This is a genomic window from Bradyrhizobium sp. 197 (assembly GCF_023073375.1).
GTDB lineage: Bacteria > Pseudomonadota > Alphaproteobacteria > Rhizobiales > Xanthobacteraceae > Bradyrhizobium.
In genome coordinates this window covers 14,173-27,391 of the sequence record NZ_JADPJJ010000134.1, presented here as the reverse complement: position 1 = coordinate 27,391, position 13,219 = coordinate 14,173, and the positions used below count along the sequence as shown (strand labels likewise).

Annotated in this window: 13 protein-coding genes; 11 read left to right on the top strand and 2 right to left on the bottom strand. The window is 60.2% G+C overall.

The window, feature by feature from the left end:
* Positions 1-190: 190 nt before the first annotated feature.
* The 3 genes from IVB27_RS29620 (at position 191) to IVB27_RS29610 (ending at position 2,512) form a co-directional block, all read left to right on the top strand.
* On the top strand, positions 191-898 hold the full coding sequence (locus IVB27_RS29620) for a molybdopterin dinucleotide binding domain-containing protein (protein ID WP_247446427.1): 708 nt from the start codon (positions 191-193) through the stop codon (positions 896-898).
* A 17-nt stretch (positions 899-915) separates the two neighbouring features.
* Positions 916-1,620 (top strand): SDR family NAD(P)-dependent oxidoreductase, encoded by a 705-nt coding sequence (locus tag IVB27_RS29615; RefSeq protein ID WP_247341791.1) that lies wholly within the window; start codon positions 916-918, stop codon positions 1,618-1,620.
* A 70-nt stretch (positions 1,621-1,690) separates the two neighbouring features.
* A complete protein-coding gene (locus IVB27_RS29610; RefSeq protein ID WP_247341793.1) occupies positions 1,691-2,512 on the top strand; it encodes an enoyl-CoA hydratase-related protein in 822 nt (273 codons plus the stop codon).
* A gap of 81 nt (positions 2,513-2,593) precedes the next feature.
* Here IVB27_RS29610 and IVB27_RS29605 read toward each other — a convergent pair.
* Together IVB27_RS29605 and IVB27_RS29600 are read right to left on the bottom strand one after the other, a co-directional pair.
* Positions 2,594-3,542 (bottom strand): IS630 family transposase gene (locus IVB27_RS29605; RefSeq protein ID WP_247341796.1). Its coding sequence is split into 2 segments (ribosomal slippage): positions 2,594-3,052 and positions 3,054-3,542, totalling 948 coding nucleotides; the frame shifts between segments, so codons are not numbered across the junction.
* Between the two features lie 98 nt (positions 3,543-3,640).
* Positions 3,641-4,072, bottom strand: coding sequence for a winged helix-turn-helix transcriptional regulator (locus tag IVB27_RS29600; protein WP_247341799.1), 432 nt, complete (start codon positions 4,070-4,072; stop codon positions 3,641-3,643).
* Between the two features lie 269 nt (positions 4,073-4,341).
* Between IVB27_RS29600 and IVB27_RS29595 the strand changes: the two genes are divergently transcribed.
* The 8 genes from IVB27_RS29595 (at position 4,342) to IVB27_RS29560 (ending at position 13,191) form a co-directional block, all read left to right on the top strand.
* Complete coding sequence (locus tag IVB27_RS29595) at positions 4,342-5,205, top strand: alpha/beta fold hydrolase (RefSeq protein WP_247446426.1); 864 nt, start codon at positions 4,342-4,344, stop codon at positions 5,203-5,205.
* Positions 5,206-5,240: 35 nt separating this feature from the next.
* Positions 5,241-6,245, top strand: coding sequence for an NADP-dependent oxidoreductase (locus IVB27_RS29590; RefSeq protein WP_247446425.1), 1,005 nt, complete (start codon positions 5,241-5,243; stop codon positions 6,243-6,245).
* A 68-nt stretch (positions 6,246-6,313) separates the two neighbouring features.
* Positions 6,314-7,093: an SDR family oxidoreductase gene (locus tag IVB27_RS29585; protein WP_247341810.1), complete on the top strand. Its 780-nt coding sequence runs from the start codon at positions 6,314-6,316 to the stop codon at positions 7,091-7,093.
* Positions 7,094-7,324: 231 nt separating this feature from the next.
* The gene (locus IVB27_RS29580) at positions 7,325-8,920 is read left to right on the top strand and encodes a class I adenylate-forming enzyme family protein (protein WP_247341895.1); all 1,596 of its coding nucleotides are present in this window, start codon (positions 7,325-7,327) and stop codon (positions 8,918-8,920) included.
* 83 nt (positions 8,921-9,003) lie between these two features.
* A complete protein-coding gene (locus IVB27_RS29575; RefSeq protein WP_247347916.1) occupies positions 9,004-10,197 on the top strand; it encodes an ABC transporter substrate-binding protein in 1,194 nt (397 codons plus the stop codon).
* A 67-nt stretch (positions 10,198-10,264) separates the two neighbouring features.
* A complete protein-coding gene (locus IVB27_RS29570; protein WP_247341817.1) occupies positions 10,265-11,365 on the top strand; it encodes an NADH:flavin oxidoreductase in 1,101 nt (366 codons plus the stop codon).
* A 191-nt stretch (positions 11,366-11,556) separates the two neighbouring features.
* On the top strand, positions 11,557-12,348 hold the full coding sequence (locus IVB27_RS29565) for a crotonase/enoyl-CoA hydratase family protein (protein ID WP_247341820.1): 792 nt from the start codon (positions 11,557-11,559) through the stop codon (positions 12,346-12,348).
* Positions 12,349-12,399: 51 nt separating this feature from the next.
* A complete protein-coding gene (locus tag IVB27_RS29560; protein ID WP_247341823.1) occupies positions 12,400-13,191 on the top strand; it encodes an SDR family oxidoreductase in 792 nt (263 codons plus the stop codon).
* The last annotated feature ends 28 nt before the right edge of the window (positions 13,192-13,219 follow it).

Below are 13,219 nucleotides of genomic sequence, written 5' to 3'. Positions count from 1 at the left end.
TTCGTTGGCAGATGCGGCTCTATCTGAGCCCACTGCTTGTCGTTGAGCCAGAACAGTCCTTTGCGCATCGAAGTCCCCCGTGCCGAATCAACTTGGCACCAGGGAATCAGAACTCGCTAATCAGGTACAGACCCTAGGGCAGACGCTTCCGGATGACACGGCGGCCGCGGCTCCGTTGTGGAGCGCGGCATTGGCTTGCGCGAAGCGGTCGCCGCAAGCGGTACGGCGGGCGATCGGCGCATCCGACCAGGTGACGGACCAGCAGCTCGGAGACCTTCTGTTCAACACCATTGTGGCGACCCGGCAGGGCACGGCGGTCACCCGGCACAAGTATGACGAGGTCTGGTCACTGATCAGCCATTCGGATCGCAAGGTTCGGCTGGTCGTCCCGCAGATGATGGAATGGCTGGCGCGTCTCGATCCGCAGGCTGCGGGCGCGCCAAAGGAGTTTCCGTTCATGCTGGCGGCCGGTGGTCGCCGCATGTTCAATGCCAACCAGATATTTCGCGATCCCGCGTGGCGTCGCGACGACCCGGACGGCGCCCTGTTGATCAATTCGAGCGATCTGAGCGAGTTGGGCGCGAAGGATGGTGACTGGATCGCGGTCGAGTCGGCGGTCGGGCGGCTCGTCGTCCGCTGCAAGGTCGATGACGCCATGCGGAACGGCCAGTTGGCGCTGCCGCACGGCTACGGTCAGGCATACCCGACATCAGACGGAGAGCGCCTGATCAACGGACCGCGCATCAATCTGCTCACCGAGAGCGGCAACCGTGATCCCATTGCGGGCACGCCCTACCACAAGAACGTCCCGGTGCGTTTGACCCTGGTGTCCGGGCACGAAGCTGCCGCCTATCAGTCGCAATCCGAGCGAATTCATAAGAGAGCGGCCGGACAATAGCTCGAAGGGAGCGTCGAATGACCGAGAAACCAATCGCAATCGTGACCGGAGTAGGGCCAGGCACGGGAGCTGCCATCGTCAAGCGCTTCTCTGCTGGCGGGTTTCGTATCATCGCGCTTGCCCGCTCAGCGGAGCTCACCAATCGACTTGCGCAAGAGCTTCCGGACGTGCACGCGGTGACCTGCGACGTCTCCGAGGAGGCTCAGGTGCGGACCGCAGTCGCTGACGTAAAGCGCCGCTTTGGCGCGGCGGACATTCTCATCCACAACGCGGTCGGAGGGGGTTGGGGGAGTTTTCGCGAGATCGATCCGAAGATGCTGAAGGGCAACTTCGAAGTCAACGTGATGGGTCTGTTGTACCTGTCGCGAGAAGTGGCGCCTGACATGATCGCTCGGGGCAAGGGCGCAATCCTGGTGACCGGCAACACCTCTTCGATCCGAGGCAAAGCCAATTTCGCCGGCTTCGCGCCGACGAAGGCGGCGCAGCGCATTCTGGCCGAGTCGATCGCACGTGAAGTAGGACCTCTCGGCGTCCACGTCTCCTACGTTCTCATCGACGCCGTTATCGATACGCCCCGGATGCGCGCGCGGATGAGCGACAAACCGGATGAGTTCTTCATCAAGCCGGCGGCGATCGCCGACGAATTATTGCATCTCTACGGTCAGGATCGCTCGGCCTGGTCGTTTCTCACGGAACTGCGGCCATTCAACGAAAATTGGTAACGCTCGAACACGGGCACGGCGCGCTGGGTCACTTTGGAGAGCTCTCCGCGGGACTTGAAAGGTCAGGAACATGACTGATGGATCCATCGCGGTTGATGCGGGGACGGACGAACTGCTGTGCGCGATCCGGGATCGCGTCGCGGTGATTACCTTGAACCGGCCCGGAGCCCGAAATTCGTTGTCCGATCATCTTACGCCGGCGTTGCGCCGGATGATCAAACAGAATGGAGATGATCCTGAGGTCGGAGCCCTCCTGATTACCGGTGCAGGCACTGCCTTCTGTTCGGGCGGCGATGTTAAGGGAATGGGCGGCAACGCTGCCGCGCCGGCGATGTCATTCAGCGACAAGGTTGCGCGATTGCGGGAACGTCAGCGAACCCTGACCGGCGTACTTGTTTCGGTGCGGAAGCCCACCATCGCAGCTTTGCCGGGACCGGCGGCTGGCGCCGGGCTTGCGATCGCACTCGCTTGCGACCTTCGTATCGCGGCCGAATCCACGATCATGACGACAGGCTATGCCAGGATTGCGCTCACCGGCGATTACGGCATTTCGTGGTTGTTGACCCGGCTTGCCGGGACGGCACGTGCTCGCGAACTGATGTTTCTGTCTGAACGGATCAGTGCACGGCGCTGCGAAGCATTGGGCCTTATCAATCGCGTGGTGTCTGATTCCGAACTGCAAAGCGAAGCATTCGAAATGGCGAGAGCATTGGCGAATGGCCCGGCGAGCGCCTATGCCTCCATGAAGGATAATCTCGACCTTGCGCTGTCGGCCGACTTCTTGACGTCACTAGATCAAGAGGCCGAGAGGATGGTCCTCGCGGCGGGCACTGCGCAGCACGCCGAAGCTGTCCGGGCTTTTATTGAGAAGCGTCCGCCGACTTACAGGTAAAACTCTTTCAGGTCATGACTTCGAAGGCCTAGCGGGCCGTACCCGCAACCGCACAAGCTGGAGCTGCCAAGCTAGAGCGTTTCACTTTTTGACTGAAGCATAACCGGCGTTAGCGAAGTAGTTGGCGCATTCACGAGGCTGGATGTCGTGGACGAGGTGACCGATGTGTCGCCAAGTGTCCTCGATGGTGCGCTTCTGAGCTTGCCGCATCCAATGCTTGATCTTGGCGAAGGCCTGTTCGATCGGGTTGAGGTCGGGGGAGTATGGCGGCAGGTACCAGAGCCTGGCGCCAGCGGCCTGGATCATCTGCCTGACAGCTTTCGACTTGTCGCTTCCAAGATTGTCGAGAATGACGATATCGCCCTCGCGCAGGGTTGGCAGGAGAAGGTGCTCAACATAGGCGCGGAAGCATTCGCCGTTGATCGGCCCGTCGAAGACGCAGGGTGCCGTGAGTTGGTCGTGGCGGAGCGCGCCGAGGAACGTGAGGGTACGCCAGTAACCGTGCGGTGCGAAGCCACGCAGGCGTGCCCCTTTGGCACCCCCAGCCCCGCAAAGGGGCCATATTGGTTTTGATCCAGGTCTCATCGATGAAGACGAGCCGGCCCGGATCGAGCCCGGCCTGCCAGGATTGCCAACGCTGACGCCTACGAGAGACGTCGGCCCGAGCCTGCTCAAGAGCGAACAGTGTTTTTTTGAACCGCAGCCCTTCCCGGCGCAGGAACAGCCAGACCGCGTTGTGCGAGACCTTGACCCCACGGGCCGCCAGTTCCGCCTTCAGGCCATGTAACGTCAGGTGGGGCGTCTGAGTGATTCGCTCGACGATGAAGGCGCGGTGCGGATCAAGTACAGGCTTGCGGTGTCCGCCCATCTTGCCAGGCACAACCGAGCCGGTCGCCCGCTGCCGCTGTGACCACTTCACAACTGACGAGACCGCAACGCCGAACCGTTCTGCCATAGACCGGCAGCTCTCGCCTGCCAAAACCGACGCCACCACTCGCTCGCGAAGATCCAGGGAAAGAGGTCGGGTCATGCGATGCTGGCCTCCAATCCAGTCAGCATCTTGAATCACAAACCGCCAGAAACCGGAATCCCCTCCGATTCAATTAAGCAATGAAACGCTCTAATTGCTCATTCGACTGCGGCGATACGAATGGGACGCGTTCCGATCGGAGCGCCGGTCGCGCGGTCGATGGTGAGGGGATCGATCTCCGTTCCGTTTTCGGCATCAAAGAACCGGGTCACCTTGCCTCCGCTGCGATGCTTGCGTCCCCACGCACCAATCGCGAATAGGACCGGCAAGAAGTCGCGCCCGGCTTCCGTCAGCACATATTCGTCCCGTGGCGGACGGTCTGAATAACGGCGCTTCTCCAGCACTCCCTCGTCAACCAGCGCCGAAAGGCGCCCCGTCAGCATCGTCGGCGCGATACCGAGACTCCTGCGAAAATCGTCGAAGCGGGTCAGTCCCGCATGGGCGTCGCGCATGATCAGCATGCTCCATGCGTCTCCGACCAGCGCCAGGCTTCGGGCGATCAGGCAAGGCTGGGCCGAAGGTTTCTTCATGTAAGTCTCATTTTAGTAGTGACTTGATACTAAATTGATAGTAACAGATCATTCGTCGGTGTTCCACACCAAATTGGGAAGACCGGAGCCGAGGACGCGGAATTGCGCTGATGCCGGGTGCTTCCGCCAGCATTGGGCTGGCGTCGGGCCAAGGCCAACATAGCGGCCTATCAACACGTGCACCTCTTCGTGCGCACAGGAAGAACCGCGTCATCCGATATCCCTCTGATCTCAGGGATTCCGGTGTCAGCCGAACTATGGAGTAAGTGATGTCAACTTATGTCAGCCACCCAGGATCGGTCGTGCGCTATGTCGATGCGCCGAATCTTTCGATCAGTGCTGCAGGAACAACTTTTGCCTATCGCGATATCGGTCCACGCACTGGCGTGCCATTGATCCTTCTCAACCATTGGGGCGCGGTTCTCGACAATTTCGATCCACCGATCGTCGACGGGCTCGCCACCAGGCATCGCGTGATCGCGATCGACTACCGCGGCATCGGCGCTTCAGGCGGGAAAGCGCCTGTTAGCGTTGGCGAAATGGCAGAAGATACGATTGCTCTGATCGCCGCGCTGGGTTTTGAAAAAGTCGATCTGCTCGGCTTTTCCCTCGGCGGCTTCGTAGCCCAGGATATCGCACTGAAGGCCCCTGGTCTCGTGCGAAAGCTGATTCTGACCGGCACGGGCCCGGCAGGCGGCAAAGGTATCGAGAAGGTCGGGCCGGTGTCCTGGCCGCTGATGATCAAGGGCTTGCTGACTTTGCGAGACCCGAAATTCTATCTGTTCTTCACCTCCACAGCCAATGGCCGCCGGGCCGCAAAGGCCTTTCTGGAAAGGCTGAAGGAGCGTAAGTCAAATCGGGACAAAGGAGCCACGCCAGTGGCCTTGTTGCGGCAGCTCAAGGCGATCAAGAGCTGGGGCCAGCAGGCGCCTCAGGATCTCGGCAGCCTCCGCATCCCGGTCCTGATCGCGAATGGCGATAACGACATCATGGTGCCGACCGCAAACAGCACCGACATGGCACGGCGTGTTCCGGGCGCCCAACTGGTCATCTACGAAGATGCCGGGCACGGCGGGATTTTCCAGTACCACGCCGATTTCGTGCCGAAGGCGCTGTCGTTCCTCGACGCCTGACGCCGCGACCATATTTTCAAATTGGAGATGACATCATGAAGGCATTCGTCGTCGACAAATATAAGAAGAAAGGGGCTCTGCGCTCGGCAACCATGCCAGAACCGGAGTTGCGGGACGATGATGTCCTGGTTCGGGTTCGCGCAACTGCTGTGAACGTCCTGGACTCCAAGCTCAGGAATGGAGAATTCAAGCTCATCCTGCCGTATCGTCCGCCCTTCATTCTGGGCCACGATGTTGCCGGGACGGTCGTCAGGGTTGGCCGCAATGTCAGGCGATTCAAGGCAGGCGACGAGGTCTATGCGCGGCCGCGCGATCATCGGATCGGAACATTCGCCGAATTCATTGCCATGAACGAAGCCGACGTGGCGCCGAAGCCCTCGAACATCAGCATGGAAGAGGCCGCTTCCATCCCGCTGGTGGGGCTGACCGCCTGGCAGGCGCTAGTCGAGGTGGGCCAGCTGAGGCCCGGCCAGAAGGTCTTCATCCAGGCGGGCTCCGGCGGGGTGGGGAGTTTCGCGATCCAACTCGCCAAGCATCTCGGTGCGGTCGTCGCGACGACGACGAGCGCGAAGAATGTCGAGCTGGTCAAGAGCCTCGGCGCGGACTTGGTCATCGACTACAAGACCCAGGATTTCGAGAAAGTCTTGTCGGGCTACGATCTGGTCCTGCACAGCCAGGACGGCAAGACGCTTGAAAAATCTCTGCGCGTGCTCAAGCCGGGCGGCCTGCTCATCTCAATCTCCGGGCCGCCCGACCCCGAATTCGCGAGGGAGCAGGGGATGAACATCTTCCTGAAACTGGTGCTGCGTTTGCTGAGCCATGGTGTGCGGAAGAAAGCCAGAAAACTTGGTGTGCGCTTCTCATTCCTGTTCATGCGAGCGCAGGGACAGCAGCTACGCGAAATCACGTCCCTGATCGAATCCGGCGTGATCCGTCCGGTCGTGGACAAGGTTTTCCCGTTCGAAAAAACCGGCGACGCGCTCGCCTATGTCGAGACCGGGCGCGCAAAGGGCAAGGTCGTGATCGCGGTGAAACAATAGTTCCGTAACGGTGCCGCCTGCGTTGCGACGCCATACGCCGGCCGGCACCAAGTGCATGAGGAAACGACATGACTGAATCCAACCGCGATACACAGCCTTTCCAGCAGGACGTCGCACTTATTGTCGGCGGTGGCCCGGGCATCAGTTCGAGTTGCGCCAGGCTGTTCGCGGAAAACGGAATGCGTGTCGCCGTCGCAGCCAGGAATCCGGAAAAAGCCGTCCTTGAGACTCTCGAAAAGGTGCACGGCGTACGTCGCTACGCCTGCGATGCAAGCGAACCGGAGGCCGTGGCACAGCTGTTCGCGAATGTCGCTCGAGAGATCGGAGCGCCGAGGCTTGTCGTGCATAACATCGATGGCCGCGTTCCCGGCATTTTCCGCAAGGACATTCTCGAAGCCGACCCGATAATGGCGCTCGAAACAATCCGAAACTCGGCATTCAGCGCGTTTCTGGTAGGTCAACAGGCAGCTCGGCTCATGCTCGGAAACGAACCCGACGTCAATGGTACGAGAGGAACGTTAATCTTTACGAACGCCAGCGCGGCGCTCAAGGGTTTTCCATCGAGTGGTGCATTTGCGATGGCGTGCCATGCCAAATCCGGACTCGCGCAAAGCATGGCGAGAGAATTGATGCCGCAGGGAATCCATGTGGCGAATGTGCCGATCGATGCCGCGATCGGTTGGACTCAGGAAGACGGGACCCGCGCGCACCGTCTGGCGGGGACGACCGTGGAAGACAACATGGCCGACCCTGTCCATATTGCGGAAACCTATCTGCAGCTGCACCGCCAGCATCGGTCGACCTGGGCTTTTGAAGTCGTGCTGCGGCCGTGGGTCGAGAAATGGTAATTACGCTCAGCTGATCCCTCCGAACAAGTGCGCGGAGATCGCCAATTCTAAATTGGAATTCGATTTCTGCACCAAGAATTCCGCCATTCTCTGGCACATTGACGTCTGCTCGTCTTGACAGTTCTATTTTAGAACGGTTTACTCCGCGGGCCGATATGAATGAAGGGTGCGGACCTCCCGGTTGAAGGAGGCCGCGCACGCTGCCGAAAACAAGGCGCGAGGGAGGATGGCATGAGGAGCGTGGACGAGCTTACCGCAGCCGAACTGCTGGACGGCCTGCCGTCCAGAGTGCACGAGGTTTACGCGCCGTTCGTGCGGGATATTCCGGATCATCCGGCCTTCGTGGAAGGCGGGCGTTCCTGGAGCTACCGGCAGTTCTCGGATGCTGTCGACGCTGCTGCAAAGAATCTCGCCGGGTTGGGCATCAGGCCCGGTGATCGCGTGATGATTGCCAGTGAGAACAGCGTGGCCCTCGGCGTGATGCTCTTCGCAGCGAGCAAGCTCGATGCCTGGGGTATTCCGGTCAATCCCCGCCTTTCGCCCCGAGAGATCGACCTGATTGGGACGCACAGCGGCGCCAGACGCGTTCTGTTCAACTCGGCTCTGTCGAAGGAAGCGGCCGATCATGCCACTCGCGTCGGAGCGAAAATCGGCGCCGTCGGACCATTTGGTGGAATCGGTGTCGGTCCTCTCAATGCGGATGCGAAAGCAGAGCCCGTCGAGAAGGATGGCGCCCGCCAGGTCGCAGGCCTTTTATACACCTCGGGCACGACCGGTGCGCCGAAGGGCGTCATGCTGAGCCACCGCAATCTGCTCTTCACCGCAAGGACGTCGGGAATCCTTCGACGAAGCAGTCCAGGCGACCGCATTTACGGCGTGCTGCCGATGTCGCACATCGTCGGGTATGCGATCCTACTGATTTCGACGCTGATGCACGGCGGCACGTTGCACGTCGTGGCCAAGGCCGATCCCGCTGCGCTGGCTCATGCCATCGCCGAGCAAGGGATTACGAGCCTATTCGGCGTGCCTGCCACATATCAGCGGCTGCTTGAGCACAAGGCGGTCAAGGGCATCCAACGGCTCGAGCGGGGCAGCCTGCGGATCATGGCGGTGGCTGGCGCTCCGCTAGACCTCGATCTCAAGAAGCGGATCGAGGACGAGTTTGGAATCCCGCTGTTGAACAACTACGGCATAACCGAATGTTCGCCCGGCCTGTCGGGTGTCCGTTCGGAACAGCCTGTCTCGGACGAGTCGGTCGGCCCTTTTCTTCCCGGCGTCGAGCACCGGATCGTGGACGGACAAGGAAAAAAGGTGGCGACCGGTGAGGTGGGCGAATTGCACGTACGAGGTCCGAACATCATGCTCGGCTACTATCGTGCGCCCGACCTGACAGCGGCGGCGATCGATGAGCAGGGATGGTTCAACACGGGAGATCTCGCGCGGGTGAACGGCAAGGGGCATCTCTACATTGCCGGCCGCACCAAGGAGCTCATCATCCGCTCCGGCTTCAACGTTTATCCCGCCGAGGTGGAAGCGGTCCTGAACGCGCACGACCAGGTCGTTCAGTCGGCCGTCGTCGGACGAAAGGTCGAGGGCAACGAGGAGGTCGTCGCGTTCGTTCAGCTTCTCCCCGGTGCGAGCATCAGCGCGGAAGACCTAAAGGCGTATACGGCCCAATTGCTCACGTCCTACAAGCGTCCAACCGAATTGATCGTGCTCGACGCTCTGCCCTCGGCCTCCACCGGCAAGATACTGAAACACAAGCTGCGAGAGATGGCGAACGAACAGGCCGCCCCGAAGGCGTCGCGTGCGGCCGCCGCTGGCTGACGGGCGTCAGGATGATTTGAACGGCAATATGCCGGTTTAAGAAAGAACGTGAGCGACGGACTTGTCGCCGAAGGGAGATGACAATGTTGAGAAGCGTCATGATTGTAGCCGCGCTCGCGGCATCCATAGCCGGGGCGCATGCGCAGACGCCGGGCGTCACTGAATCCGAGATAAAGATAGGAGCGACGTTCCCTTTCAGCGGCCCCGCTTCGCCGCTCAGCAATACCGGAAAGGGCATGATCGCCTACGTCAATTCTATCAACGAGCGCGGCGGCATCAACGGGCGGAAGATAAACCTCGTCACCTACGACGATGCCTACAGTCCCCCCAAGACGGTGGAGCAGACCAGGAAACTCGTGGAAAGTGACGAGGTGGCGTTCCTGTTCGGCCCGCTGGGGACGCCCGGCATCAGCGCTACTATCAAGTACGTCAACGCGAAGAAAGTCCCGCATCTGTTTGTTGTGAGCGGAGTCACAAAATTCACGAACTTCGCTGAATTCCCCATGACCACGACGGGATTGCCGAGCTACGACACCGAGGGACGAATCTACGCGAAATACATCACCCAGACCCGGCCGGACGCGAAGATTGCCATCCTGTATCAGAACGACGATCTGGGTAAGGACTTCGTCAATGCATTCAAGGGCTATTTGAAGGACGATTTCGACAAGAAAGTCGTCGCGTCGTCCTACGAAGTGACGGAGCCGACCATTGATTCCCATGTCGTTTCGCTGAAATCGTCTGGCGCATCGGCGTTTTTGGTGGCCGGCACGCCAAAATTCGCAGCGCAGGCCATCAAGAAGGCAGATGAGATAGCTTGGAAGCCGCTGTTCCTGATCAACTTTGTTTCGAGCTCGGTGTCTTCGACCATCGTCCCCGCAGGACCGGAAAAGGCCGTAGGCATAGTCGCCGCGACAATCACGAAGGATCCGAATGATAAGAAGTGGGCCGACGATCCCGGCATCAAATGGTACCGCGAGTTCTTTGCCAAATACCTGCCGGGCGCAGATATCGGAGACAACAATTATCTGTTCGGGACCCAGCAGGGACAGATCCTGGAGCAGGTACTCAAGCAATGTGGCAACGATCTCTCGCGGGAGAATATCGTCAGGCAATCGCGCAGCATCCGCGGGTTGTCGCTTCCCACTGTTATACCAGGTGTCATCATCAACACGGGCCCCGAAAGCAGTATGGCGTATACGCAGCTGCAGCTGCAGCGCTGGAATGGGACCACGTGGGAGCAATTTGGTAGTGTACTCAGCGCCGACGGGAAATGAATTGTATCGTCTGAACACGCTGCGCAGGTGATTTGAGCCACGCGATCAACTGAATCATGGAGCACGGATGTCCAGCGACGTTCTTTTCCGGCCTTTCAAGCTGAAAGGGCTGACCTTGCCGAACCGGGTCGTGATGGCGCCGATGACGCGCTCATTCTCTCCGGGCGGAATCCCGACCGGCGACGTCGCGCAGTATTACCGTCGGCGTGCCGAAGGAGCGGTCGGCCTCATTATCTCGGAGGGCACGGGCGTGGATCGTCCGGCATCCCTGAACGATCCGAATGTTCCCCGTTTTCACGGTGAGAAGGAGTTGGCGGGGTGGCGGCGTGTGGTCGACGAGGTGCATGCCGCCGGTGGCCTGATGGCACCGCAGCTATGGCACGTCGGAGCCGTTCGCACCCGCGCCCAGGATTGGTCTCCTCCGGGTGCTTACGACAGTCCGTCCGGTCTGTCGCGACCGGAGAAGAAATTTGGCGAGCCGATGAGCGAAGCGGACATCGCCGACGCCATTCGCGCCTTCGCCGATGCAGCGCTTGCGGCGAAGCGCCTGGGATTCGACGCCGTCGAATTGCATGGCGCGCACGGCTATCTGATCGATCAATTCTTCTGGGCGGGCACCAATCGCCGCGAGGATGCTTATGGTGGCAAGGACCTGCCGGGTCGGGCGCGGTTTGCCGCTGATATCATCCACGCGGTTCGCAAATCGGTCGGACCGGACTTTCCGATACTGCTCCGCATCAGCCAGTGGAAGCAGCAGGACTATGAAGTGAAGCTGGCCGAGACGCCTCGCGCGTTGGAAGCCTGGCTCAAACCTCTGGTCGACGCCGGAGTAGATGTTCTGCATTGCTCGCAACGGCGCTTCTGGGAGCCGGAGTTCGATGGTTCCGACTTGAACTTCGCCGGATGGGCGAAGAAGGTCACGGGTGTACCGACGATTTCGGTCGGGTCAGTCGGTCTGACCGGCGAATTCATCGCTGCATACAGCGGAGAAAGCTCGCGTCCGGCGTCCCTCGACGAGTTAATCCGCCGCCTCGATCGCGAGGAGTTCGATCTTGTCGCGGTGGGTCGGGCGCTGCTTCAGGATCCGCAGTGGCTACTGAAGATACGCGACGGCCGGACAGAGGAATTGATGGCTTTCGAACGAACTGCATTCGCAGCGCTGAGCTAATCCGAGCGATGAAGGGTGTCGGGGCAGGGTTCGTCGCTACTGAATAACGGCTATCGAAAATGTTGGGTAGCCGGTGCTGCGGCGATCGGTCCAAGCTGGCTGGCAACGAATGATCGGCTGCCCGGCAGTCGACGACGGGAGGAGCCTGCGTGTCCTTGCGCAGTCGCCTGGAAGCAATTCGGAGACTGGCAATGAACGACACGAAAACCCAGGTCGGCCAAATCCGCACCGAGGTGCACGGGCATGTGTTCAAGATCATCATCGACAACGTTGCGAAGAAGAATTCGTTCAGTCCGCAGATGATGGCGCAGATGTCGGATGCGATGACGCTTCTCGACCGCACCGACGACTACTGGGTCGGGGTACTTTGCGCCGAGGGCCCGGATTTCACGGCCGGGCTGGATATGCCGAAATTCTTCGGACCCAAGGCCGAGAATACCGAGATCAAGCCCGACAACATCGATGCGTTCGCGTTGAAGAGCCGGTGTCGCAAGCCGATCGTGACGGCAGTGCAGGGGATCTGCTTCACGATTGGCATCGAAATGATGCTCGCTGGCGACATCGTCGTGGCGGCCGACGACGCACGGTTCTGTCAGATGGAATCCAAGCGCGGGATCGCGCCTCTTGGTGGTGCCCATTTCCGATATCTGACACGGGCGGGCTGGGGAGACGCGATGTATCACCTGTTCCTATGCGACGAGTTCGATGCCGCGCGGGCTTACAAGATCGGGTTTGTTCAGGAAGTCGTCGCTCCCGGCCAGCAGATTGCGCGCGCGATGGAGATTGCGAATCTGATCGCCAAGAACGCGCCGATCGGCATTCAGGTGACGAAGGAGGCCGCGTTGAAATACATCGAGGCCGGCGAGAGAGCCGCGATCGATTACATTCCCAAGATCAAGGATCGCGTCTTCAGCAGCGAAGACATGAAAGAAGGCATCCAGTCATTCGTGGAGCGCCGCTCGGCAGTATTCCGCGGGAAATAGAGATCCCACGACCGCTTGGTAGAACTTCGCTCCGGACCAGAGGATTTGACCATGGGAAGCATCAAGAAGGCATTCGATCTCACCGGCAGGAATGCTCTTGTTACGGGAGGCTCCCGTGGCCTTGGGTTGCAGATCGCCGAGGCGCTGGGTGAGCAAGGAGCACGGATCGTGATCTCCTCTCGCAAGGCGCCAGACCTGGAAAAGGCCCAGGCGCACCTTGCCGGGCTCGGCATCAAGGCGGAATGGATCGCAGCGGATAATTCCAGGGACGAAGACGTCAAGCGCCTCGCCGACGAAACGATCAAGAAGCTCGGACGGGTGGACATTCTGGTGAACAACGCGGGCGCCACCTGGGGCGCGCCGACGGAAGATCACCCGATCGAAGCCTGGGACAAGGTGATGAACTTGAACATCCGCTCGCTGTTCCTGCTCAGCCAACAGATCGCCAAGGGTTCGATGATACCGAACAAATATGGCCGCATCGTCAACCTTGCTTCGATCGCGGGCCTGTTCGGAAGTTCCGGGGATATGCAGACGGTCGCCTACAACACAAGCAAAGGCGCTGTCGTCAACTTCACGCGGGCGTTGGCGGGGAGCTGGGGGCGTTACGGAATTACGGCCAATGCTCTGGCGCCTGGCTTTTTCCCATCGAAGATGACAAAGGGAACGATCGAAGCGGTCGGGGTCGAAAAGCTCGCCGCTGGCGCGCCGCTGCGCCGCATCGGTGATGAGGACGATCTGAAAGGTGCCGCGGTTCTGTTCGCCAGCGACGCCGGCAAGCACATTACCGGACAGATCCTTGCCGTCGATGGTGGTCTGACTTCGGTGCTATCGTCTTCCTGAACGTCTTGGTCTGGCGGCCTGCGGTTTT